General features: G+C 39.1%; 26 protein-coding genes. 23 read left to right on the forward strand and 3 right to left on the reverse strand.

Annotated features, from left to right (window positions below; all coding sequences use genetic code 11):
* Nucleotides 1-322: 322 nt before the first annotated feature.
* The 7 genes from U0M88_RS00285 (at nucleotide 323) to U0M88_RS00315 (ending at nucleotide 6,214) form a co-directional block, all read left to right on the forward strand.
* Nucleotides 323-1,765, forward strand: coding sequence for a leucine-rich repeat domain-containing protein (locus U0M88_RS00285; protein ID WP_117447136.1), 1,443 nt, complete (start codon nucleotides 323-325; stop codon nucleotides 1,763-1,765).
* Nucleotides 1,766-1,928: 163 nt separating this feature from the next.
* A complete protein-coding gene (locus U0M88_RS00290) occupies nucleotides 1,929-2,108 on the forward strand; it encodes a hypothetical protein (RefSeq protein ID WP_168965469.1) in 180 nt (59 codons plus the stop codon).
* Complete coding sequence (locus U0M88_RS00295; protein ID WP_168965467.1) at nucleotides 2,092-3,687, forward strand: ABC1 kinase family protein; 1,596 nt, start codon at nucleotides 2,092-2,094, stop codon at nucleotides 3,685-3,687. Before U0M88_RS00290 ends, U0M88_RS00295 begins: the two co-directional genes overlap by 17 nt.
* 12 nt (nucleotides 3,688-3,699) lie before the next feature.
* Nucleotides 3,700-4,191: a signal peptidase II gene (gene lspA / locus U0M88_RS00300; RefSeq protein ID WP_117447133.1), complete on the forward strand. Its 492-nt coding sequence runs from the start codon at nucleotides 3,700-3,702 to the stop codon at nucleotides 4,189-4,191.
* Nucleotides 4,179-5,096: an RluA family pseudouridine synthase gene (locus U0M88_RS00305; RefSeq protein ID WP_331868554.1), complete on the forward strand. Its 918-nt coding sequence runs from the start codon at nucleotides 4,179-4,181 to the stop codon at nucleotides 5,094-5,096. The genes lspA and U0M88_RS00305 overlap by 13 nt, the downstream gene beginning before the upstream one ends.
* Nucleotides 5,093-5,602, forward strand: a complete 510-nt coding sequence (locus U0M88_RS00310; RefSeq protein ID WP_022789827.1) for a deoxycytidylate deaminase — start codon at nucleotides 5,093-5,095, stop codon at nucleotides 5,600-5,602. Before U0M88_RS00305 ends, U0M88_RS00310 begins: the two co-directional genes overlap by 4 nt.
* 276 nt (nucleotides 5,603-5,878) lie before the next feature.
* A complete protein-coding gene (locus U0M88_RS00315; protein WP_331868555.1) occupies nucleotides 5,879-6,214 on the forward strand; it encodes a hypothetical protein in 336 nt (111 codons plus the stop codon).
* A gap of 27 nt (nucleotides 6,215-6,241) precedes the next feature.
* Here the strand turns inward: U0M88_RS00315 and U0M88_RS00320 are convergent, their stop codons facing one another.
* The gene (locus U0M88_RS00320) at nucleotides 6,242-6,814 is read right to left on the reverse strand and encodes a hypothetical protein (RefSeq protein WP_168965461.1); all 573 of its coding nucleotides are present in this window, start codon (nucleotides 6,812-6,814) and stop codon (nucleotides 6,242-6,244) included.
* 83 nt (nucleotides 6,815-6,897) lie between these two features.
* Complete coding sequence (gene rnhC / locus U0M88_RS00325) at nucleotides 6,898-7,749, reverse strand: ribonuclease HIII (protein WP_331868556.1); 852 nt, start codon at nucleotides 7,747-7,749, stop codon at nucleotides 6,898-6,900.
* Between the two features lie 225 nt (nucleotides 7,750-7,974).
* On the opposite strand from rnhC, the gene U0M88_RS00330 reads away from it, so the two are divergent.
* The 15 genes from U0M88_RS00330 (at nucleotide 7,975) to U0M88_RS00400 (ending at nucleotide 20,099) form a co-directional block, all read left to right on the forward strand.
* A complete protein-coding gene (locus tag U0M88_RS00330) occupies nucleotides 7,975-8,325 on the forward strand; it encodes a hypothetical protein (RefSeq protein WP_331868557.1) in 351 nt (116 codons plus the stop codon).
* Nucleotides 8,326-8,353: 28 nt separating this feature from the next.
* On the forward strand, nucleotides 8,354-8,647 hold the full coding sequence (locus U0M88_RS00335) for a hypothetical protein (protein ID WP_195222996.1): 294 nt from the start codon (nucleotides 8,354-8,356) through the stop codon (nucleotides 8,645-8,647).
* 140 nt (nucleotides 8,648-8,787) lie between these two features.
* On the forward strand, nucleotides 8,788-9,312 hold the full coding sequence (locus tag U0M88_RS00340) for a CvpA family protein (RefSeq protein WP_117447229.1): 525 nt from the start codon (nucleotides 8,788-8,790) through the stop codon (nucleotides 9,310-9,312).
* A gap of 4 nt (nucleotides 9,313-9,316) precedes the next feature.
* Entirely contained in the window at nucleotides 9,317-11,635 is a 2,319-nt protein-coding gene (locus U0M88_RS00345; protein ID WP_331868558.1) for an endonuclease MutS2, read from the forward strand.
* A gap of 17 nt (nucleotides 11,636-11,652) precedes the next feature.
* Nucleotides 11,653-13,419: an excinuclease ABC subunit UvrC gene (uvrC, locus tag U0M88_RS00350; RefSeq protein WP_331868559.1), complete on the forward strand. Its 1,767-nt coding sequence runs from the start codon at nucleotides 11,653-11,655 to the stop codon at nucleotides 13,417-13,419.
* Between the two features lie 25 nt (nucleotides 13,420-13,444).
* Nucleotides 13,445-14,479: a M15 family metallopeptidase gene (locus U0M88_RS00355; RefSeq protein WP_320802420.1), complete on the forward strand. Its 1,035-nt coding sequence runs from the start codon at nucleotides 13,445-13,447 to the stop codon at nucleotides 14,477-14,479.
* A gap of 5 nt (nucleotides 14,480-14,484) precedes the next feature.
* A complete protein-coding gene (locus tag U0M88_RS00360) occupies nucleotides 14,485-14,958 on the forward strand; it encodes a metallophosphoesterase (RefSeq protein WP_331868561.1) in 474 nt (157 codons plus the stop codon).
* Between the two features lie 67 nt (nucleotides 14,959-15,025).
* Nucleotides 15,026-15,550, forward strand: a complete 525-nt coding sequence (locus U0M88_RS00365; protein WP_331868562.1) for a hypothetical protein — start codon at nucleotides 15,026-15,028, stop codon at nucleotides 15,548-15,550.
* Between the two features lie 2 nt (nucleotides 15,551-15,552).
* Nucleotides 15,553-15,894: a hypothetical protein gene (locus U0M88_RS00370; RefSeq protein ID WP_205142509.1), complete on the forward strand. Its 342-nt coding sequence runs from the start codon at nucleotides 15,553-15,555 to the stop codon at nucleotides 15,892-15,894.
* A 55-nt stretch (nucleotides 15,895-15,949) separates the two neighbouring features.
* The gene (locus U0M88_RS00375; RefSeq protein ID WP_331868563.1) at nucleotides 15,950-16,885 is read left to right on the forward strand and encodes a type I phosphomannose isomerase catalytic subunit; all 936 of its coding nucleotides are present in this window, start codon (nucleotides 15,950-15,952) and stop codon (nucleotides 16,883-16,885) included.
* 146 nt (nucleotides 16,886-17,031) lie between these two features.
* Nucleotides 17,032-17,457, forward strand: a complete 426-nt coding sequence (locus tag U0M88_RS00380) for a PTS sugar transporter subunit IIA (RefSeq protein ID WP_117447222.1) — start codon at nucleotides 17,032-17,034, stop codon at nucleotides 17,455-17,457.
* A gap of 33 nt (nucleotides 17,458-17,490) precedes the next feature.
* Nucleotides 17,491-17,982 carry a PTS sugar transporter subunit IIB gene (locus U0M88_RS00385; protein WP_022789813.1) on the forward strand — a complete coding sequence of 164 codons (492 nt, stop codon included), beginning with the start codon at nucleotides 17,491-17,493 and terminating at the stop codon, nucleotides 17,980-17,982.
* Nucleotides 17,983-18,025: 43 nt separating this feature from the next.
* Entirely contained in the window at nucleotides 18,026-18,865 is an 840-nt protein-coding gene (locus U0M88_RS00390) for a PTS sugar transporter subunit IIC (protein WP_117447221.1), read from the forward strand.
* 2 nt (nucleotides 18,866-18,867) lie between these two features.
* On the forward strand, nucleotides 18,868-19,710 hold the full coding sequence (locus U0M88_RS00395) for a PTS system mannose/fructose/sorbose family transporter subunit IID (RefSeq protein WP_117447220.1): 843 nt from the start codon (nucleotides 18,868-18,870) through the stop codon (nucleotides 19,708-19,710).
* 80 nt (nucleotides 19,711-19,790) lie between these two features.
* Nucleotides 19,791-20,099, forward strand: a complete 309-nt coding sequence (locus U0M88_RS00400; RefSeq protein WP_117447219.1) for a hypothetical protein — start codon at nucleotides 19,791-19,793, stop codon at nucleotides 20,097-20,099.
* A gap of 42 nt (nucleotides 20,100-20,141) precedes the next feature.
* On the opposite strand, the gene U0M88_RS00405 is transcribed toward U0M88_RS00400, so the two are convergent.
* The gene (locus tag U0M88_RS00405) at nucleotides 20,142-21,101 is read right to left on the reverse strand and encodes a beta-1,6-N-acetylglucosaminyltransferase (protein WP_117447218.1); all 960 of its coding nucleotides are present in this window, start codon (nucleotides 21,099-21,101) and stop codon (nucleotides 20,142-20,144) included.
* Nucleotides 21,102-21,355: 254 nt separating this feature from the next.
* Between U0M88_RS00405 and U0M88_RS00410 the strand changes: the two genes are divergently transcribed.
* Complete coding sequence (locus U0M88_RS00410; protein WP_331868564.1) at nucleotides 21,356-21,769, forward strand: glucose-6-phosphate isomerase family protein; 414 nt, start codon at nucleotides 21,356-21,358, stop codon at nucleotides 21,767-21,769.
* Nucleotides 21,770-21,850 lie beyond the last annotated feature (81 nt).

Below are 21,850 nucleotides of genomic sequence, written 5' to 3' on the forward strand. Positions count from 1 at the left end.
CCGAATCTAAATATAAGAGAAAAGAAGAAATCCGAAGAAATTTAAAATATTGATAAAATCAAGAAAATATCACTACACAGAGAAAACGCCAAAAGCCTTATAAACAAAGGACTTTTGGCGTTTTTGTTCAAAACTTGAGATTGTAACACTCTTAGACCAATTTGTCCATTTTTAAAGGGGACAACGGCTTTTGTACAAGGCTGGATACAATGGATTTATGAATGTAAAAATTCGGTAAGGAAAGTGGGTTTTCTTTGTTTTTGATAGCACATCTTCTTTGTTTTGTTGTATTATTAAAGTGACAGATTGAGAGGGTTTTAGTATGTTGATCAAGGATGATGTATTACGACAAGTAACCGCACGTACTTTGCGTGTAAAAGAAGAAGATTTAACACCGGAAGTTATGTTAGAGCTGACCCATCTGGAAGCGCCGGATTATGAAATAAAAAGCCTGGAAGGACTGGAATATGCCGAAAATCTCGTTGTACTCAATGTTTCTAATAACCTGCTGGAAGAGTTGGATCCGATCCGTGACTTGAGAAACCTGGAGGTTTTGGATGTATCTCGAAATCAGCTTCGTGATCTGCAGGCTCTGCACGGTTTTCGACAGTTAAAGCGATTAAATTTGAGTCGAAATAAATTATATACCATGGATATAAGCAGTATTGCGGCCATGATCGATCTGGAATACTTGAATTTGGAACGAGCCAAAGTAGATAGTCTGGAGTATTTGGAACGTTGTAAGAAACTGGAAGAAGTTTATATCAATACCGAAAACGGGCCGTTTAGTTTTGCGATCTTAGGTTCTTTGAAAAAGTTGAAAAAACTGCATATGGCCGGTATGCGTCTATTCAATATTCAGGATCTTTCCTACTTGGAAAATATTGAAGAATTGGATCTATCTACAAATTTGATGAGCGATATTTCACCATTGATGCTGATGAAAAATTTAAAGCGATTGAACTTGTCCAATTGTCCATATATTCATAATTACGATGTTTTAAAGGAATTCCCGAATTTGACATCGATCAATATTGCGTTTAATAAAGCCGATGATTTTGGTTTCTTAAAAGATTTGATTCATTGTGAATCTTTACATCTGCAGCAGACAGGTTTTACAGATCTGACACTTTTAAATAAAATGAAAGGTTTAAAACGCCTGAATGTTTCTAAAAACGAGATCAGGAACATGGATCGCTTTAAAGCCGTAGAAGAGTTGGAGATCTTTAAAGCACAATTCTGTCAGCTGGAAAACATCAAATTTTTAAGAAAAGCTACTAAGCTTGTTTATCTGGATCTTTATACAAACCGAATCAAGGATATCTCCATATTGAAAAATATGAAGAATATGGTTAACTTAAATGTGGGACGAAATGAGATCAAAGATATCACATGTCTAAAGGACATGAAGCAGCTGCAGATCTTATCTCTTGAAAATAACGATGTCAAAGATTTGACGCCATTAAAGGATCTTGAGGATTTGTGCAATGTCGATCTCTACAACAATGTGATTTCCAATCTAAAACCATTAGAGCATTTAGGCTTCATCTCCTATTTGCGACTGGATCACAATGCGATTACGGATCTTACACCACTTGCTCATTTGAAGTTCTTGCGATCGTTAACGCTAAAGGCCAATTACATCACAGATGTCACACCACTAAAAGATTTACAGTTATTAGAGGCCTTGCGTTTGGATGATAATCCAATCGAAGATACCAGCGTTCTGGAAAGTATGGAATTTTATAATAAGTTTACGGACTAGGGAAATCCTCTGGTCTTTTTTTGTCAATATTACGAAAAAGAAAGGTTTTGTTTAAAAAAAGTTAAGAAATATAAGGTATTCTATAAATGTCTTAGTCATGGATTCTTATACATTTGTAAAAACGAATATAAAATATGTTAAAATAACAAATGAGGTATTAATAATGAAGATACAGGATCCAAACTGGGAAAAATTACTTATTGAAAATTTTGATTTCAGCAGTAAAAGTTTAAAAAATGCGATCGGTCAATCTGTAAAGTGGATGCGCTCATGGCTGCATACGGAAACCGTAACCAATACGCCGTTACATCGAAAGAAGGATACGCATGAAAAGCACGAGTAAGATTTCAACACGCGCACGTTTCATGCAGATTTTGCGTATCTTACGAAAGTATCAGATTCGCAAGGGAATGGATCCTGTTAAATTTCGAAGGATATTGGAAGATTTAGGACCCACATTCGTTAAGATTGGGCAGATCATGTCCACCAGGCAGGACATGTTTTCGGAGCGCTACTGCAAAGAGTTGATGAAGCTGCGTTCCCGTGTTACGCCGATGTCCTTTGATACGGTCAAGGAACAAATTGAGAAGTCATATCATAAACCTATGTCGGAAGTGTTTTCATCATTTGAACCGATTCCGTTAGGTTCTGCCTCGATAGCGCAGGTTCATGAGGCTACCTTACGCGATGGTACACGTGTTGTGGCTAAGGTACAACGTCCATATATTTACGAATGGATGGAACGTGATGTCGGCTTATTAAGAAAGGCGATTTGTGTCTTAAATTTAAGCGATATCGTCAGCAGTGTTGTGGATCTGAATATGGTGATCGATGAATTCTGGACGGCAGCTAAACAGGAAATGGATTTTACCAATGAAGCTGCCTTTGCCAAACGGTTTCGCAAGACATACGAGGAGTGTAACTTTATTGATGCGCCACAGATCATTGATGCGTTTACGACAAAAGAAGTCCTGGTCATGGAGTACATCGATGGGTATGAGATCAACGATGTGCATACTTTAGAAAAAGAAGGGTATGATGTTAAGGAAATTGCAGATAAATTAGCGTATAATTATATTTCGCAGATCATCGAGCATGGTTTTTTTCATGCCGATCCGCACTCTGGAAATATTCGAATCCGTCAGGATAAGATTGTCTGGATCGATTTTGGCATGATGGGAATCTTGGAAAATCGGGATCGTCAGATTATGAAACAAGCTATTCGTGCTTTAGCTTTAGGTGATGTTGCCAATGTAGTGGATTCCATTCTTGCGATCGGTATTGTACAAAAGGAAATTGATTACATTGCGTTTACCAATGCGATCGAATCGTTCATGGCGCAATATATGAGTGAGTCGTTTGCGGATATGGATCTAGCAAAAATGGTGCAGGATATCTTTACCATCTGTCATCAGTTTCGTATTGGACTACCCAAAGGAATCTCCATGCTTGCCCGCAGTATGATGACGATGAATGGAACTTTGATCGATCTGGATCCAACTACCAGTATGGCAAAGATCGTCAGTCAGCATAAGGCCACTTTGACGCAGATCGATCCTTCAAAAGAGATTCAGAAAACGATCAAGCGCAGCATAGAAGGACTTAGACGGAGTCTGGATCTTCCTGTGCAGACCAGTGATGTGCTCAAGTTGATCCAGCATGGTCAGATCAAAGTGAATTTGAATTTGATGGGCAGTGATGCACCGATTGCCAAAATTGATCGTATGGTCAATCGACTGATTGTCTGTATCTTGATTGCGGCTTTATTAGTGGGATCCTGCCTGATCTGTACCACGGATATGGAACCGCATATCATGGGTATTCCGGCTATTGGATTTTTTATGTTACTGATTGCTTTGGTCATGAGCATTTGGCTGTTTATCAAAATGTTTTTCTTACACCGAAAGAATAAAGCGTTTTAAAGGAAGGAAATCATGAAAAATAAAATTATTTCAATCTGTGTTTCACTGGTGATCGTCTTTTTGACATTAGGATTGGATCAGTGGACAAAATGGGCAATTACTAAAACATTTGCGCTGCATGAACGAATGGAGATCATTTCTCATTTCTTTTCGTTGACTTATGTACAAAATACCGGAGCCGGCTTCAGTCTTTTCGAAGATTTTGGTATTCTGTTTTTTGCCCTGTTGACGATTGCGGCTCTTGTGATAATCATCTACATGTTTATTCGCAGTAGTGATGTTCGCGCTCAGTTATGCCTGGCTCTTGTGTTTTCCGGTGCTTTAGGGAATTTTATCGATCGCCTGCGGTTTGGCTATGTGCGTGACTTTTTGAGTTTTCGTATATTCGGCTGGGATTTCCCCGTTTTCAATATTGCGGATATATGTATTACTGTAGGCTTTGGTTGTTTGATCGCATGCATGATTTATGATGAAGTACAGGAGAGAAAACGATGGAGAACATAGTTTATACAATTGATGAAAAGAATCAGGGATGTCGTCTTGATAAATTTGTTTCCACCACGATGGAATTGTCAAGGAAACGTGTCAGGGACCTTTTAGATCAAAACTATATTCAAGTGAATGGAAAAGTCGAGAAGGCAAGCTATTCTCTTCAAATACATGATCAGGTATCCATCACTTTGCCACCGTTACAGGAAGTGACAATAGAGCCGGAAGCGATGAATCTGGATATTCTTTATGAGGATTCGGATCTTTTGGTGATCAATAAGCCAAAAGGATTGGTCGTACATCCGGCTCCCGGACATACATCCAATACTTTGGTCAACGGCTTACTCTACCATTGTAAGGATCTTAGCGGAATCAACGGAGAAATGCGCCCTGGTATCGTGCATCGAATCGATAAGGATACCAGTGGCCTTTTGATCGTTTGTAAAAACGATAAAGCTCATCAGGCTATTTCTCAGCAGCTATCCGATAAGACGTGTCACAGAGATTATCTTGCGATCGTACATCATCCTTTTTCGCATTCTCATGGTACGATCAATGCACCGATCGGACGGGATGAAAAGGACAGACAGAAAATGGCGGTGACAGCCAAAAATTCCAAAGATGCTGTTACACATTTTACGGTATTGAAAAACTTTAAGGATTTTGCGTATATTCGCTGTTCTTTAGAGACAGGAAGGACACACCAGATTCGTGTACATATGCAGTATATTGAACATCCGATTGCCGGTGATCCAAAATATAGTTATAAAAAGACATTGGATACCAACGGACAGCTTTTGCATGCCTGCCATATCGAATTTATACATCCGACTACAAAGGAAAAGATGGCCTTTGATGCACCGTTAGATCCAACATTCAAAGAAATTTTAGGACGTTTAGAAAGGGAAGAATCTGTATGAAACGATCAAATGTATTAAGCTGGGATCAATATTTTATGGCCATGGCACATTTGAGTGCCAAACGAAGCAAAGATCCTAACACACAAGTGGGAGCTTGTATTGTCAATGCACAAAAACGAGTTGTTGGCTTAGGCTACAACGGCTTTCCCAAAGGCTGTGACGACGATGAATTTCCATGGGAAAGAGATGGCGAATTTTTAAAGACAAAATATCCGTATGTAGTGCATGCCGAGCTGAATGCGATCTTAAACAGCATTCAAGATTTAAATGGCTGTACGATCTATGTCTCGTTATTTCCATGTAATGAATGTGCCAAAGCCATCATTCAATCCGGTATTCGTTGTGTTGTCTATGAGAGTGATAAATACAATGGAACGGATGAAAACATTGCGAGTAAAAGGATGTTTCGTGATGCCGGTGTAGAACTGGTACAGTTAACCTATGAAACAAGTGTAGATGTTCAAGTTAATCGATCGATGACAGAAGCAAAAGATGCCGCAGACTAGTTTGCGGTATTTTTTTTGGATTCCAAAATTAGATGGAAGTTGCATCAATTAAACATTCATAGAACGTGAGAAGAATCCTTTCCCATGTTTTTATTTAGGCTTCTCCAGGTTGATCTTTCTTCTCTGATTTAACAAATAAATGATTAAAGTTACATAAATCTATATACAAATATCAATGCAAAGGAAGGGCTCGACTTTTTATGTGGCAATAAGTGTTGTAAATTAGTTTAAACTTTGATAGAAAAATGTTATTGACTTATAATGAAGGGGATGGTTATGATTCAGTTATGTCCGGAGAAAGAGGTTAGAGATATGAAAAAGTACGTTAAATTATTTTTCACTCTGATGGTTTGTTTTACATTGAGTTTCTCTTTGTATTCCGCCGTATCGGCTCAGGAAAAGCCGACTGTTACGGATGATTCCGAAACCGTTGTCGAGGAAATTCCGGAAGATCCGACATTAACGGATGAACCAGAAGAAACTACAGAAATCACAACACCAGAGGAAACAGAACCTTCTACAGAAGAGACAGCTGCCCAAACTAATATCGGATTGATGTTATCACTGGCAAGCATGGCTGTTACGGGGGCTTTTATTATCTATCACGTATAAGAAACGAATAATATATCTATGCTTCTATTAGGATATATTTTCTATGGAAACTACGAAATCAGTGAATGGATAATACTTTAATTGAATCGTTTCCCCTGGTAAAGTGAGTTGTCCTTTTTGAAGTGGAAAATTTCTTAATAGGGCAGCCGTCAGTTTGTAACTTTGAGGGTTTTGATGTTGGTCCTGTCCCTGGATCTCAAAGCGTGAAAAATCATTATTATGGGATAATTGTGCATTATAGAGAACTACAGTTTGCGGAGCGTTCAAGTAGAAAAGATCAAGAGCTGGCAAGACTCCTTTCGTGAAACCAACCCAAGTTCCTACTAGGATCACGCATATACATAAGGAAGAATGAAATACTTTTTTAACTTTTGTATAGGCGATATCTTTTTGAATTTGGATGATCTTAACAAAGGTGCTGACAATAAACAGTATGGCAACAGGTAGTGCCGCTCCTATTGCTAAAAAGTGAAATAGAATCTCTGTATCAATTTCCTGCGGTAGCGATTTTCTCAAAAAGAAACCAAATATGCAGAATATCACATAATAAACACAAATGAAGGTAGCTGTTCTTTTTAATAGGGATGGTTTAGGCTTCATAATTTTCTCCATTTTTTTATGCTTTAATTGTATCAAAACAAAAATGAAGCCAGGTTAAAACTCTGTTAAATGATAAGCAGGTATTAAAGGGTTAAAGCTTTTTCGGTATTCTTAAAGTGTAATTTCGCAACTTTATAGAGTTGGTCTTTACCAAATCTGTTTACAAATTCTCTGGCGCATTGATCTACCTTGGTACCGGCACCTTTTTCAAATCGAAAATCATATTTTGTTTCCATCGCATCCCATGTTTCTAAAAAGGCATTACGGGCCAATATACTGGCACAGGCTACAGAAAGATATTTATTTTCAGCTTTGGTTTCAAAATGAATGTTTGAAATGACCTCTTTTTCGTTTTTTAAATAACGATAGTAACTGTTTTTTTGTACGAACTGATCAATGATTATAAAATCTGGTAGAGTATGTCCTTTATGCACTAGATTGACATAGGCTTGATTATGCAGGCGACACTTGAGATCAACCATATTATGAATTTGATGCACTTCATTGTACTTTGCGTTTTGTACGATCAATATCGAATGTGGGCAAACAGCTTTGATTTCGGGGGCCAGCCTACGAATTTGGTCATCCTTGATTTGTTTGGAATCTTGTATTTTTAAAGAAGATAGTTTTTGTGCTGCTTCTTTTGAAACGATACAGGCAGCTACCACAACCGGGCCAAAATAGTCACCGGTTCCTACTTCATCGCTTCCTGCCTGGGGATATGTATTTTTCTCAGATTCTGTTTCTTCCATCCAGGAGAGATCCTGTCCCTGAAACACAACTTTACCGCTGGTATAAGCTGTAATGGTCATAGAATCGGTTTTAATTTGATAATAGGTATAATCTGGTTTCGTTTCTTTTACGATATGAGAGGATAGCTTTTGTCTTAAATCCAGTATTTCCTGTTTTGTCATTTTTTTTGTAAGAGATGCCATAAAATCACCATCATGAGTGTATCATAGTTTTCTTTGTTTATAAAAAAATTCCTATTTAGAAAAAAATTCAACTTTTTTTATAGTTTTTTGAAATTTTATCGTAACTAATAATAGGAAGGTTTCTAATTTCCATCTATGTGTAATGAAAGAGAGGTGAAAAACGATGGAAGAAAGAAAAGCTTGAGAAGCTTTGTTGAAGGATCCTCAACGATCCTATGATGCCCAGTGCAAGAAGATCCTGTCTCTGAAAATATCCTGGCCTATCTCTATAAAGAGTGCTTATCCGAATACAGGCATCTTTCCTTAAAGGAGATTTATGACCGGCTGGATACGGATCCAACATCGAATAAAGTGGTCAGCCAAAATGTAGAGGATCTCAAGATGCCGGACAGTAAGGTTTGCTATGACCTGCTGTTTAAGCTTGCCCATCCAAAGGATCCGAAAAGAAGGCTCTGGGTCGATATGGAATCGCAGGGAATCGATCTGGGAAAGGGCAAAACAAAACGAAGAGGTAAGGATACGATGGAAGTATTGATCCTGTATCCCCGGAGACGATATCGATACGATTTCTACTGAAGAGATCCTAAAGCGCCCTAGAGATGTGATGGAGTTCATACAGCTGATCTTTCTGTCAAACAAGAAGGCGGAGCAGATCCTGGAAATCCTAGAGAAGAAGTATGATATACTATTAGAAAAAGAGGAAGAGGAGGAGGTCAGGAAGATGTGTACGTTTAGCGAGGCATTGATCGAGAAAAGTGAGCTGAGAGGAAAGGCTAATAGTGTTCTACAACTGGTCAAAAATCATATTGCAACCAACGTTGAGCAGGCAATGGACATGTTGTCAGTTGAGCCATCTTCAAGAGAGGATATTATGAAGATTTTGGAACAGAAGCTGTAATGTGGCTTTTTATAGATGCTGTTTCATTTGACTAAAATCACACTTAACGGGGAAACACATAAATTCTTTGATGTATTTTGACTTGTAGGAATGCAAGTCTTTTTATGTTAGGGATTTGTCAAATGTGATAGAATGATTCTATGGTTTTAGATACAAGTTATTTTGATATTTACAATGTTGTTTTGATAGGGCTTGCCTTATTGATTTTGTTCTTTGCGTATCGCAAAGGCTTTGTTCGTCAATTATTGGATGTCCTGACTTATTTTGGAAGCTTTATACTTGCGATATTGTTGAGTCCGATCATGGCACAGAGATTTCCTTTGTTGGGGCATATTTCTCATTCGGAGATCTTGGCGGCCTTAGATGCTTTGACGATGCATATCGCAAATATTGGCGTATGGTTTTTGTTGTTGTTTTTGGGTCTGCGCATTGTATATCGGATTTTGGTGATCTTATTTCACAAAAAGAAAAAGACGAAGCTTTCGCTCATCAATCATATGCTGGGGTTGGGCTTAGGCATCATCAAAGTCTTGTTGTTGGCGATGACACTATCTCTGGTTTTACGGTTTCCGTTGATTCAATATGGCGATGTATTTGTAGAACATTCTGTTTTATCGTTTACGCAACCGATGATGGAGCGTTTATTCACGTATTGGGAAGGATGAGAACATGCGAAAGGATTTAAGAGCTTATAGAAATGAATTGAATCAGGCAATTGATTTTGATCGTGTATTGGATCAATTTGCGGCTCATACCTCTTTTTCTTTGAGCCGATCACAAATTCAAAACGCCTTGCCACTGCAAGATCGGTATCAGATACAGGAACAGTTAGATTTGGTGCGTGAATCCATCGGATTGTTTCAATCGGGAAGTACACTATCCTTACACGGCTGTCATGATGTAGAGCCTGCTGTCAAAAAAGCGGTACGGCAGATGGTCCTGACTCCTCAGGAGCTGTTGGAAATTGCTTCTTTTTTAATGGCCTGTCAAAGAGTACAGAATACGCTTCGTGATGAATCGTATGAAAAGCTTGTCGCTTACAGTGAGACCATGCAGACTTGTAAGCCATTGATGACCAAGATTCAGGATTGTATTGATATGTCCGGCTCTGTCAAAGACGATGCTTCTGCTTTATTGGTACAAAAGCATCAGCAATTAGTGCATGCAAGACAAGCGTTGATTAGTCGTTCGCGCGATTTTGTTAAGAAAAACGCATCCAAACTGATGGAAGCTTTGACGACAACCATTGCCGGACGAACCTGTGTCCTTGTGAAGGCCGGTGAAAAGAATGCCTTTGGCGGTATGATCCACGGTCAGTCACAAAGTGGCCTTGCGTTCTATGTAGAGCCATCTTCTTTCGTTTCTTTGAATAATGAAGTGCAGCTGGCTTTATCGCAGATCGAAGAAGAAAAACATCGTATCTGTAAGGAACTCAGTCGGTTGACTGCTTCTTTTGAAGTGGCACTGTTATCGAACTTGGAGACTATGACGATTTTAGATTGTACTTTTGCCAAAGCGCATTGGGCGATTGAAAAAGATGGCTGTGTTCCTTTGATACAGACACAGGATCGTTCCATGACTTTAGAATATGCCAGACATCCATTGATCGATGTAAACAAGGTAGTTGCCAATACATACAAGCTTTCAAAAGATCAGCGCGTTTTGATGATTACCGGACCGAATATGGGTGGAAAGACAGTCACCTTAAAGACAATGGGGCTTTGTGTGGCGCTCAGTCATGCCGGCTTTCCGGTTTGTTGTCATCGTGCGGTTTTACCTTATTATCGCTCTATCTGGTTTGATATCGGTGATCAACAGTCCATTGAAAACAATTTATCGACTTTTTCCAGTCATGTATCTTCTTTGGCGATGATCTGTTCAAAATGTGATCCTTTTTCCTTTGTTCTATTGGACGAGATAGGCAATGGTACCGATCCGGCCGAAGGAAGTGCTTTGGCCATTGCGATTTTGGAATATCTGATTCAAAAAAAGGCAACGATCATCACAAGTACGCACTATAATGCCGTAAAATCGTATGGTAAGACACATGAAAACATTCTTGTCGCGAGCATGCAGTTTGACAAAGAAAGCTTGATGCCGACTTATAAATACTTACCGGGTGTTTCCGGTGCCAGTTATGCGTTTTCGATTGCCCGTCAATATCATCTGGATTCATGGATTCTTGACAAGGCAAAGCAGATTAAAGAAGAAACAGAGGATTCTCGAAACAAGGAATTAGAAAAGCTGGAAAAGCTGCAAAACGAAGTGGTTTTAGAAAAAGAGCGTTTCGAAAAGTTGATTCGTGATGCTCATCAGCTACAAAAAGAAGCGCAGGAAACTAAAGAAAAACTCGCCCATCGAAAAGAAGTGTTTGAAAAAGAATATCAACAGCGATTGGATGAGCTTCTGGTCAAAAAGGAAAAAGAAGCTGATGCGTTAATTGAAAAGTTGAAGCAGGCGGCAACAGTGCGACCTCATGAAAAGACACAATTGATGCACGATCTGGAAGCTTTGCAGCCGGAAGTCAAAGAAAAAGAGGAAAATGATGCCTTTGTTGTCGGTGATTATGTGCAGATTCAGGATTTGAATTCGCATGGAGAGATCATAGAACTTCGTAAAAAAGAAGCGGTTGTTTTGACAAATGGCATGAAAATGAAAGTCAAAACCAATCGTTTAAAGAAGATGAAACGTCCAAGGCTTGAAAAGACACAGCCAAAGGCGCACAGAGATAAGACTTTTGTGCGTGTACCTTTGGAATTGAATATTATCGGGTGTCGCGTAGAAGAAGGGTTACGCAGCATGGATCATTATTTGGATCAATGTGTGGCTCATCACATCAAGCAGGTTCGTATCATTCATGGAATGGGAACAGGAAAGCTTAGAAGCGCCGTTTGGCAGGATTTGAAAAAGCATCCGATGGTCAAAGAATATACCAGTGCCGGTCCCAGTGATGGAGGACTAGGCGCAACAATCATAACATTGAAATAACAGAAGGGAGGAATCTGATGGCTATATCCGAGCTTTTAAAAAATAAACTGGCTTTGTTGCCGGACAAACCTGGCTGTTACATCATGAAGGATAAAAAAGGGCGCATTCTGTATGTCGGTAAGGCAAAAGTATTGAAAAACAGAGTACGAAGCTATTTCCATGGTGTCCATGATAATAAGACAACACGGCTTGTATCCAAAATTTATGATTTTGAATTTATCGTAACCGGAAGTGAAAAGGAAGCTTTACTGTTGGAAATCAATTTGATCAAAAAGAATCATCCGCCGTTTAATATCATGTTCATGGATGATAAAAGTTATCCTTATATCGTTATGACCAGAGAAAAGTATTTTAGCGTTCGCATGACAAGGCAAGTCAAAAATAAGAAAGATGAATACTTTGGTCCATACCCCAGCGCTCAGTCTTGTTTTGATATCGTAAAACTGATCAACCGTTTGTTTCCGGTACGAAAATGTAAGACACTGCCAAAGACACCTTGCCTGTATTATCATATGCATCAATGTCTGGGACCTTGTTTTCAGGAAATTGATCTTGAGGAAAATGAAAGATATCGCAAACAGATTCGTAAGTTTCTTCAGGGAGATGCCAAGGAGATCATTGATAAAGTCAAAGCGGACATGGAAAAGGCTTCTTTAAATCTGGAGTTTGAAAAAGCACAGGAATATTATGAGATTCTGCAGTCCATTGATCATGTAATGGAAAAACAAACGATTGATTTTAAGGATCAGAAAGTACGGGATGTGTTTGGATTTTATGCCGATAAAGGATATATTTCTCTACAAGGCTTCTTTATTCGCAATGGAAAGCTTTTAGAAAGAACCCTGGCAATTCAGGAATTATATGAAGATGAAATGGATGCGTTTATCAGTTTTATCGTGCAATACTATCAAGATAATATGGTGCCATCGGAAATCTTGGTGCCGCAAGGTGTTCCAGTCGATCTTTTAGAGGATCTTTTACAAACACATGTGCGTATTCCGATTCGCGGAAATAAAAAAGCATTAGTGGACATGGTACAAAAAAATGCGAAAGAGGCACATGATCAAAAATTTGAACTGGCTTTGCGACGGGAGCAGGAGCTGGAGCAGGCCAATCAACGTCTGAGTGATTTATTTCATAAAGAGATCCACACGGTTGAGATTTTTGATAACTCGCATATTCAAGGGGCCTTCAATGTCAGTGCTCTAGTCGTTTATGAGGATGGTAAACCAGATAAAAGCCAGTATCGCCATTATAAGCTGGATACGTATCGAAGTGATGTTGACAGCATGAAAGAAGTATTATATCGACGCTATTTTCGGTTGTTGAGTGAAGATAGAGAATTTCCTGATCTTTTACTGGTGGATGGAGGTCGTCAACAAATTGAAGCAGCTAAAGAAATCAAGGAAGCTTTAGACTTGCCTTTAACGATTGCTGGTCTTGTCAAGGATGATAAGCATACGACAAGGGCTTTGATGGATGAATCGTTTCAGGAAATGGCACTGGATAAAAAAGAACCACTGTTTTTTCTTTTGACACGTATGCAGGATGAAGTGCATCGATATGTCATTACCTATCATAGAAAGCTTCGTGGACAGGCCATGACGCGCTCGGCCCTGGATACGATCGAGGGGGTTGGTCCTAAACGTAAGAAGGAATTATTAAAGCACTTTAAAAGCATGAAGCAGATTCGTCAGGCATCTGTCGAACAATTGGAAGAGGTTTTGCCCAAAGCGGTGGCAAAGAGCGTATATGAGGCGTTTCATTCCGTAAATGATTCATGATATAATAGCCGAAGAGGTAAAGCTTGTGCAAAATAAAAAAACGAACATAGAAGCAAGAGTGATTCTGATCTTGATTTGTTTAGGCGTATTTTGCGGTTGTTTCTGGGTTATGAACCAAACCTATGATCCTTTGGCGCGCTATCCTTATGCGACCGATGAAAACCGCGATATACTTCTACAATATTTAGATAGTGAAGATATCGATTACATTATCTCCAATCAGATTCGACCGGAGGAATTTATTGAATTTATTGATGAAGAAGGCTTTAATATCCGCTATTGTCGTCTGTATTACACGGCAGCCAAGACGCAGGCACAATCCAATGCCTACATCGTCAATTTTGTGAACCGCTTCCGTCAACATTTTTCGGCAAATACGCTGAAAACCTTGTTGGAGCATTACTCGTATGTGGATCTGACAACCTTTTATGAAAACGAGGCGATTCGGCAGCAGCCTTTAAAGCTGGTAGCCGATCCCAGCCAGATGTTTGTGATTCTGAATGCGGATACCTCTGTTTATAAATATGCTCCGTTAAATCTGGTACAGACAGGCTCTCTGTCCCTGCATGAAAATGTGGCCCAGGCCTGGGAACGGATGGAAAATGCGTATCAGTCGATGTTAGGGAGTGATGCATCTTTAGGACTGATCAAAGGTTATACGCCATATGATCAAGTCTTTACCGAATATACGACATTGAGTCAAACCAATCCGGAGCGTGTGGATCAGGTGTATCTACCGGCCGGGCAAAACGAGTTTCAACTGGGCTTTACCATTGGTTTACAGGGATACCAGGAATGGATCAATGGACTACTGGCACAGGAAACGGTCGATTATGCTGCATTAAAGGAAGGCCTGGAGGAAAGCCTGAAGGTTAAGATCAGCTGGTTGGAAGAGAATGCTTACCGATATGGCTTTGTGATTCGTTATCCGCAGGATAAGGAGTCTGTAACAGGGCATTTATATAATCCGTTTTTATTGCGCTATGTCGGCACAGAGAATGCCAGAGCCATGCAGGAAAACAATAAGGTCATGGAAGAGATGAAATTGAGTGAGGAATAAGACAGATGCAGATCGTAATAGTGAGTGATACGCATTCGCAAAATGAAATTTTGGAATGTCTGGAGAAAAAATATAAGGATGCCTATGCCTATATCCATTGTGGGGACTTGGAAGACGATCCGCGCTTTTATCCCAATTGGCTGATCGTCAAAGGCAATAACGATTACTATGGAAAATTTAGAGAAGATTTTCGAATTCGTGTAGGAAGTCATCGAATTTATGTGACACATTCGCATCGTTGTTCTTACTTGTATCGAGAACAAAATTTAGTTCGGCTGGCTAAGGAATACGGCTGCGATATCGTGTGCTATGGGCATACGCATGTCTCTAGGATCAAACAGGTAGAGGATGTTCTTTTGATCAATCCAGGTTCAGCCAGATTGCCAAGGGATGGAAAATCACCAAGCTATGCCCTGTTAGAGATTGATGGCGATCAGGTTGAAGCTAAGATTATTTATCAGGAAGATTGGGATTTTTAAATAAAGGGGTAGGTTCGCTTATAGTTTCGTTGTATAATACGAACAAGTTGTTTAGGAGAGAAAAGATATGGATAGTGGAGTACTTTCGGTCGTTGTGACCTTGGTCCTGATCGGTTTTGGGATCTATGAGCTGTATAACGGAATCAAACAGTTGGTGATTCATCACAAAAATAAACAGGAATATATGGAAAACCATGCGAAGAAATATGAGTTTTTTGAGGAGTACAAGCTTTGGTTTGCCATCTATGTTTTAGTGGCTGTCGCAAGCTTTGCGACTGCCTGTTATCAGATGTTTGCCAAAAATGATGGTATGTATGCGATTGGTTTCTGGGTGCTTTGTGCCTGCTGTATCAGCTTTGCGCTGGATTGCCTTGTCAAAAGAAGAGCATGGTTTTATGAAGATGGTTTCTTCTATGAGAAAAAATATTATCGTTATCGTAGTGTCATCAATGTATCAAAGACAAATAAACTGCGTCCGGGCTTCAACGTGAGCTTTTCGAAGGATCCTTCAATGATCGTCACCCGAAAGATGGCTTTAAAGATCAAAGAAAAAATGCAGGAAGCAAAAGAAAATAAGAAGAAGAGGAAGTAAGTATGGCAAAACGAGACAATAATGTACGTAAAACGGCAGCACGAATCATCATGGATACGTTTATCAAACGAAAGGCGACATCACCGGAAAAAGCCATTCCGATCGAAGAATTTAAAGATGTAAAGTTATCAACTTCGGTCATTTCTTATACGATTGCCAATTTCATGGAAGATGAAGTCGTGTATAAAACCGGCGATGATCGGTATTACTTCTCACAGGAAAACTGGAAAAAGCTGGAAAAGAAAGTAACACGTGGCTATTGGGTCATGGTGGCTATTCCGGTTGTTTGTTTAGTGGCCGTTTTATTGTTGCGACACATCAATGATTTAATAGGGCTATTTTGATTCATTGACACAAACATTATAATGTTATAATGTATCTGTGAAAGAGGTGAATAGGATGTATCCAATACAATTAAAACCCATTTATGATAAAACGATCTGGGCCAATGACAAATTAACAAGTCTTCGTCATATTGAAGAAAAAGGCTATGGTACATGCTGGGAGATCAGTGCCCATTCATATTGTACCAATGAAGTGATCAATGGAATCTATAAAGGAAAGACATTGATGGAGCTGATTCAGGAAAAACCAAAGGAAATGTTAGGAGAGGTGCCTTTTGAAAAGATGCTTCGACTGGCTTATCTGGATGCCAAAGAGGATCTTTCCATTCAGGTTCATCCATATAACAGCTATGCTCTGGAACATGAAAACGATTTAGGAAAAACGGAATCCTGGTATGTTTTGGATGCCAAACCGGGTGCAACTTTAGTGGCAGGTACGACAACTAGGGATAAAAGCGTCATTCAAAAAGCTGTGGAGGAAGAAAATTTAGAGCCTTGTCTTCGTAAGGTAGATATCGAAGCCGGTGATTTTATCTTGATTCCTGCCGGGATGTTACATGCGTTAGGCGCCGGTATCTTTGCGATTGAGATCGGTACCAACTCCAATACAACGTATCGTTTTTATGATTATAACCGCGTAGATGCCAAAGGGAACAAAAGAGAATTACATTTAAAGAAAAGCTTTGATGTAGCTGATTTTTCGCTTCAATCACAAAAAATCAGTAATCCGTATATGGAAGGACAACACAAGATATTGGTGGATTGTGATGAATTCGTAGTGGAACTGTATGATGTCAAAGACACTTTGACTTTAGATACAGAGGGGAAAAAGTTTCATACCCTGACATTTGTACAAGGGGATGCAAAGATTCTTTATGGACAGAACAGCTTGTCGGTTAAGTACACAGAAAACGTGTTTATTCCCGCCAGCCTAGGGTCTTATACGATCCAGGGTCATGGAAGAGTTTTGGTGGCTTATTCAAAGATATAAATAAATACAATCATCATCATTAAATGCTTTGTAGTGGCTCTTTAAAATAAATTGAAAAATGTGATTTTATGTGATAATATTAGTTCGTTAAATAGAGCTGTGTAAGGGCTTTAAAAAGATGCCGATTCAGGCAGAAGGAGAAAATCATGAAATATGTAGTTATGGTTAGTCATGGTGAATTTGCACCGGGTCTTCATAGTGCCGTAAAGATGATGACAGGTGACAGAGACGACGTATTAAGCACTTCTTTAAAGGATGGAATGAGTGCTGATCAGTTTGCCGAAAACTTCCGTGAACTGGTATCCGGTTTCACCAGTGATGATGAAGTAATCTTGTTGGCTGATATCCTAAGTGGATCTCCATTTACAAATGCGTTAAGCGTATTGGATGAAAAAGGCTTATTGGCAAATACATTGGTAATTGCCGGTATGAATATGCCTTGTGCCATTTCTGCCGTATTGATGAAAGACAATATGGATAGAGATGCCTTGAAAGAAACCTTACTAAGCGAAGGTCGTGCCGGACTTTGTGAGTTCGTAACAGAGTCAAATGACGATGATGATGATCTATAAGAGGTCATATCATAAATTAGAGGAGGAATTATAATGATTAGTTTTGTTCGAGTGGATGATCGTATCATTCATGGTCAGATCGTTACACGCTGGTCTAAAGAGTACCCATGTGACGGAATCATTGCGGTTAATGACAAAGCCGCTACTACACCTGTTTTGAAACAGTCTTTCAAAGCAAGTACAGACAAAAAAGTATTTGTTTGGACAATGGAACACTTCCTGGAAAAAGCAGATGATGTTCTGAAGAGTTCTAAGAAGTATTTCCTGATCACAAAGAACCCTGTTGACATGAAGAAGATCCTTGTAGATCACGGATTTGTTCCAAGTGATGTAAAACAGGTTGTAATCGGTCCTTGTAATGACCGTCCAGGCGCTATCAAATTAGGATCAAACCAGTCTTTGATTCCAGAAGAAGCAGAAGCTTGTGAAGCTATGACAAATGCTGGATACGATGTATATTTCGCATTGTTAAGAGAAACAGCTATCGGATCATGGCCAAAATTCAGATCTAAATTCGGTTACTAATTGGGAGTAGTACTGAGTTAGATAAATAAAAAGGAGAGAAAGTATGACATTTTTTCAAGCAGCTTTAATTGGTATTATGAGCTGTACTGCAGCCAGTACCATTGCTTGTTTGGGAACAACCGTTGGTAACTATACATTGAACCGTCCATTGGTTGCATCCCTTATCGTTGGAATCATCCTTGGTGACGTTCAGGGATGTATTCTGGTTGGTATCCCAATGCAGATTATGTGGATCGCGCTGGTAACTCCAGGTGGAACTGTTGCATCTGACTTACGTGCCGTTTCTTACATTGGTATTCCATTGGCTTATGTTGGTGCCAAAGCAGCTGGAATGGAATTCGGCGGTGCAGACGCTCAAGGTCTTGCCGGTACGATTTCTGCCATGACTGGTGTTATCGGTATCACATTGTTCTACGGAACAGCTATGATGAACTTGATCTGGCAGCACATTGGTTGGGCACAGCTGGACAAAGGAAACATGGAAATCGTTGGTAAAGTAGACTGCTTATTCCCATTGATTTCTCACTTTGTATTGTCTTTCTTGCCATGTACATTATTGTGCTACTATGGTTCAGGTGCAGTTCAAGAATTGTTCTCATATCTGGATACAAGTGTATGGTACGTTAAGGCCTTATTAACAGTAGGTTCTGTATTGCCGGCTGTAGGTATCGCCATTTTGTTAAAATCAGTTATTTCCAAACCAACAGATCTGATTTTCTTCGTATTTGGTTTTGCATTGGCTGCTTCAATGGGTCTGACATTGTTAGCCGCTACAGCTGTTGGTGCTGTATTCGCATTGATCAACTACCAGTTAATGATGATGAAAGCCGGAGGCGTTGCAACTGCAGCTGCTTCTGATGACGATGATGAGGAGGATATTTAGTTATGAAAAAGATTTCAAAACAAACATTAAATAAATCCTTCTGGCGTTGGTGGTATGGAAACCTGACAGGTTTCTCTCAAGAACACATGCAGACATTTGGTTATATGTGGGCTATGCTTCCTATCATCAAAGAACTGTATGAAACTCGTGAAGAACAACAGGAAAAATTAACAACTTACTACCCATTCTTCAACACAGAACCTCAGATTGGTGCCATGGTTGTTGGTATCACTGCTGGTTTGGAAGAAGCTCGTGCTAATGGTGCTGAAGCTATCGATGATGAAATGATCAACGGTATCCGTGCCGGTCTGATGGGACCTTTGGCAGGTATCGGTGACTCACTGATCGTTGGTACTTATATTCCTATCTTATTAGGTATTGCTGTTGGTTTGGCAGAAGGTGGATCTGCTATTGGTCCTCTGTTCTATATCGTTGTATGGAACATCACTTCTACCTGGTTCCAGAAATTTGTTTATGACAAAGGTTATGAATTAGGTGGATCTGCTGTTGAACTTATCGTTGGTCAGCAAGCTACTGCATTCCGTGAATCTGTAATCGTTATGGGTCAGGTTATCGTTGGTGCTATGGCTGCCAGCTGGGTTAATGTATCATCAAGTGTACAGATTGCTACGAACTCTGAAGGTAAACCAGTTATGCTGATTGACCAGTTAAACGGTGCTTTCCCTAAGATTTTAACAATGGCCTTTGTTTTGTTGGCCTGGTTCTTAATGGCTAAGAAGAACATGTCTCCAATCAAAGTATTATTACTGTTCGTTGTTATCGCCATTGTTGGTAACATCATCGGTAGTGATATCTTGTTCGGATTCGGTTCTTTGATCGGATAAGCTATTCGAAAAGGACACTTTCAAGATCATCCCTTTCTCCCAAGAGGGATGATTTTGTTTATTAGGTAAAGGAGCGCAGAATGAGAAAAAAAGAGCGAGAAGATTTAAAAAATGAGATTGCTTATAGAAATATGATGACAAAGAAATTAGGACGCTCAATGAAAATGTTCTTTTTTATCTTTCTATTATTTGCCGCTATTGCGATTTGGGGATTTTCAGGATTGCATGATAACTTTTTAACTGTCAGTGCTTCGGTACGCGATGTGTTAAAATGGATCGGCTTAGTTTTAGGAATTGTTTTCGGTGCATTGACACTGATGTATTTTTTAAGCTTTCAAAATTCAAAAAAATATACATTATCTTTGATCGATAAGCTCCAGAAAAAATAACTGGTGCTTTTTTTATGTTTAAAAAAGAAGACAGCCGTCTTCTTAGTCTTGTCTATTCTCTTTTGCCTTTTTCAATGAATCTAATAATAGAGATGGATCGATAAAAGTCTTTTCTTTTTCTTCTTCTATCTCATTGATTGAAGAATTATAAATATCGAAATAATCCTGATAAAGATCCAGGTTATCTTCAGCTGTGATCTTAGCACCGAATAATGCTTCCGGATGACTCGCAATCAATTCCGCGTTAATTGGCTTTGCCCCGGAGCTTGCCTGCCAGTCTCCCTCTGGTCCTACTAATCGATAGTCATTATTGATGTGATCATCGGCACGATCAGTATAGATGAATTTTTCCATCATCATAGGAATATACATTTCTTCCGGATACCAGGCCATCTTAAAGGTATTGGATACATACTCAAAGTGGACAACAAGTTTTTTTACCGTTTCATTGGACAACATAAACCATGGACTTCCAATCTGATAGGCATCTTCCACTTTTCTCTTTAAACCCAGTTTAGAAAATAAGACCGCATTTCCTCTTGTCAGTCCCCGAATAAATTTGCTGGTGGGGAAGGCTAAAAGGTTTGTGAACATGTAATAACGATCTGCCTTCTTTTTTAGTTCCGGCGTTTCTTTTGATGCCACATAATAATAATCTTTACCAGGGTTCTTCTCTAAAAATTCAACAATTTCTTTTCGGCTCTTTAATGGCATCATACCATCGGTCAAATTGATAAAATAATCGAATTGATCGTATTCCAGAGCTTCCTTCATTTGTATGATCGTACCCCTTGCCAGTGATAAATCACCTTCCTGTGCAAATTCCTGTGTATGGGAAATATGAACTCTTGGATGATCAGCAAATACAAAAGCGACTTTATCTCTTAAATCATTGTCATTAATCATGATAAAGGCATGATCGTTTTGTTTGACAAGCTGGTTCAATGTCTCAATAACTTCATCATAGTCTCTTTCCGAATGAATCAAATAGGCTATTTTCATACTGTTTACCACCTTTTACAAAGGGTATTATATCATAAAATGAAAAGGTTCAAAGACAAACTCATTGACTTAAACATTATAATGTTATAATCTTTGTATAGGAGGGGTTTATGAAGATCACAGAAGCAAAATGGATAGAAGATTTCAAAGAGGGAAAGATTAACGGAGAAACGGTTGAAGTTTCCTATAAGACGTATGAATAGGCAAAATCATTTTATGCCAAAGAAGGTGCGTCTTTACCAGATAATACTTTGATGTACACGGTCTATACTTGTCATACAAGGAATAATCATACGCAAAATCTAAACTGGGGATTAACAGTTATGGAACCGGTTTGTGTAGCACAAGAATGTAATGTGACAAGAGGTCATTTTCATGAAGATGAGCAGTGTGATGAAATCTATGTTTGTCAAAAAGGAGAAGGACTTCTACTATTGATGGATGAAAAGGGACAATGTCGTGCCGAAAAGATGAGGGAAGGAAGTATTCATCATATTGATGGTGCTTTTGCGCATCGACTTGTCAATACATCCGATTCCAAGCTGGAAGTCATGTGTTGTTGGCCGATCAATGCCGGACACGATTATAAACGTGTGGAAAATATGCCTTTTTCTCTTCGTGTATTTAAGGAAGAGGGCAAAATAACGATAAAGGAGCTAACTATATAAAATTCAAGTAGTTTTTATGAAATAGTTTGAAAATATAAAACAACTATATTTTTTAGTTAGTTTTAAATTGATCTTTGAAAA

The organism is Faecalicoccus sp. (assembly GCF_036552745.1).
Taxonomy (GTDB): domain Bacteria; phylum Bacillota_I; class Bacilli_A; order Erysipelotrichales; family Erysipelotrichaceae; genus Faecalicoccus.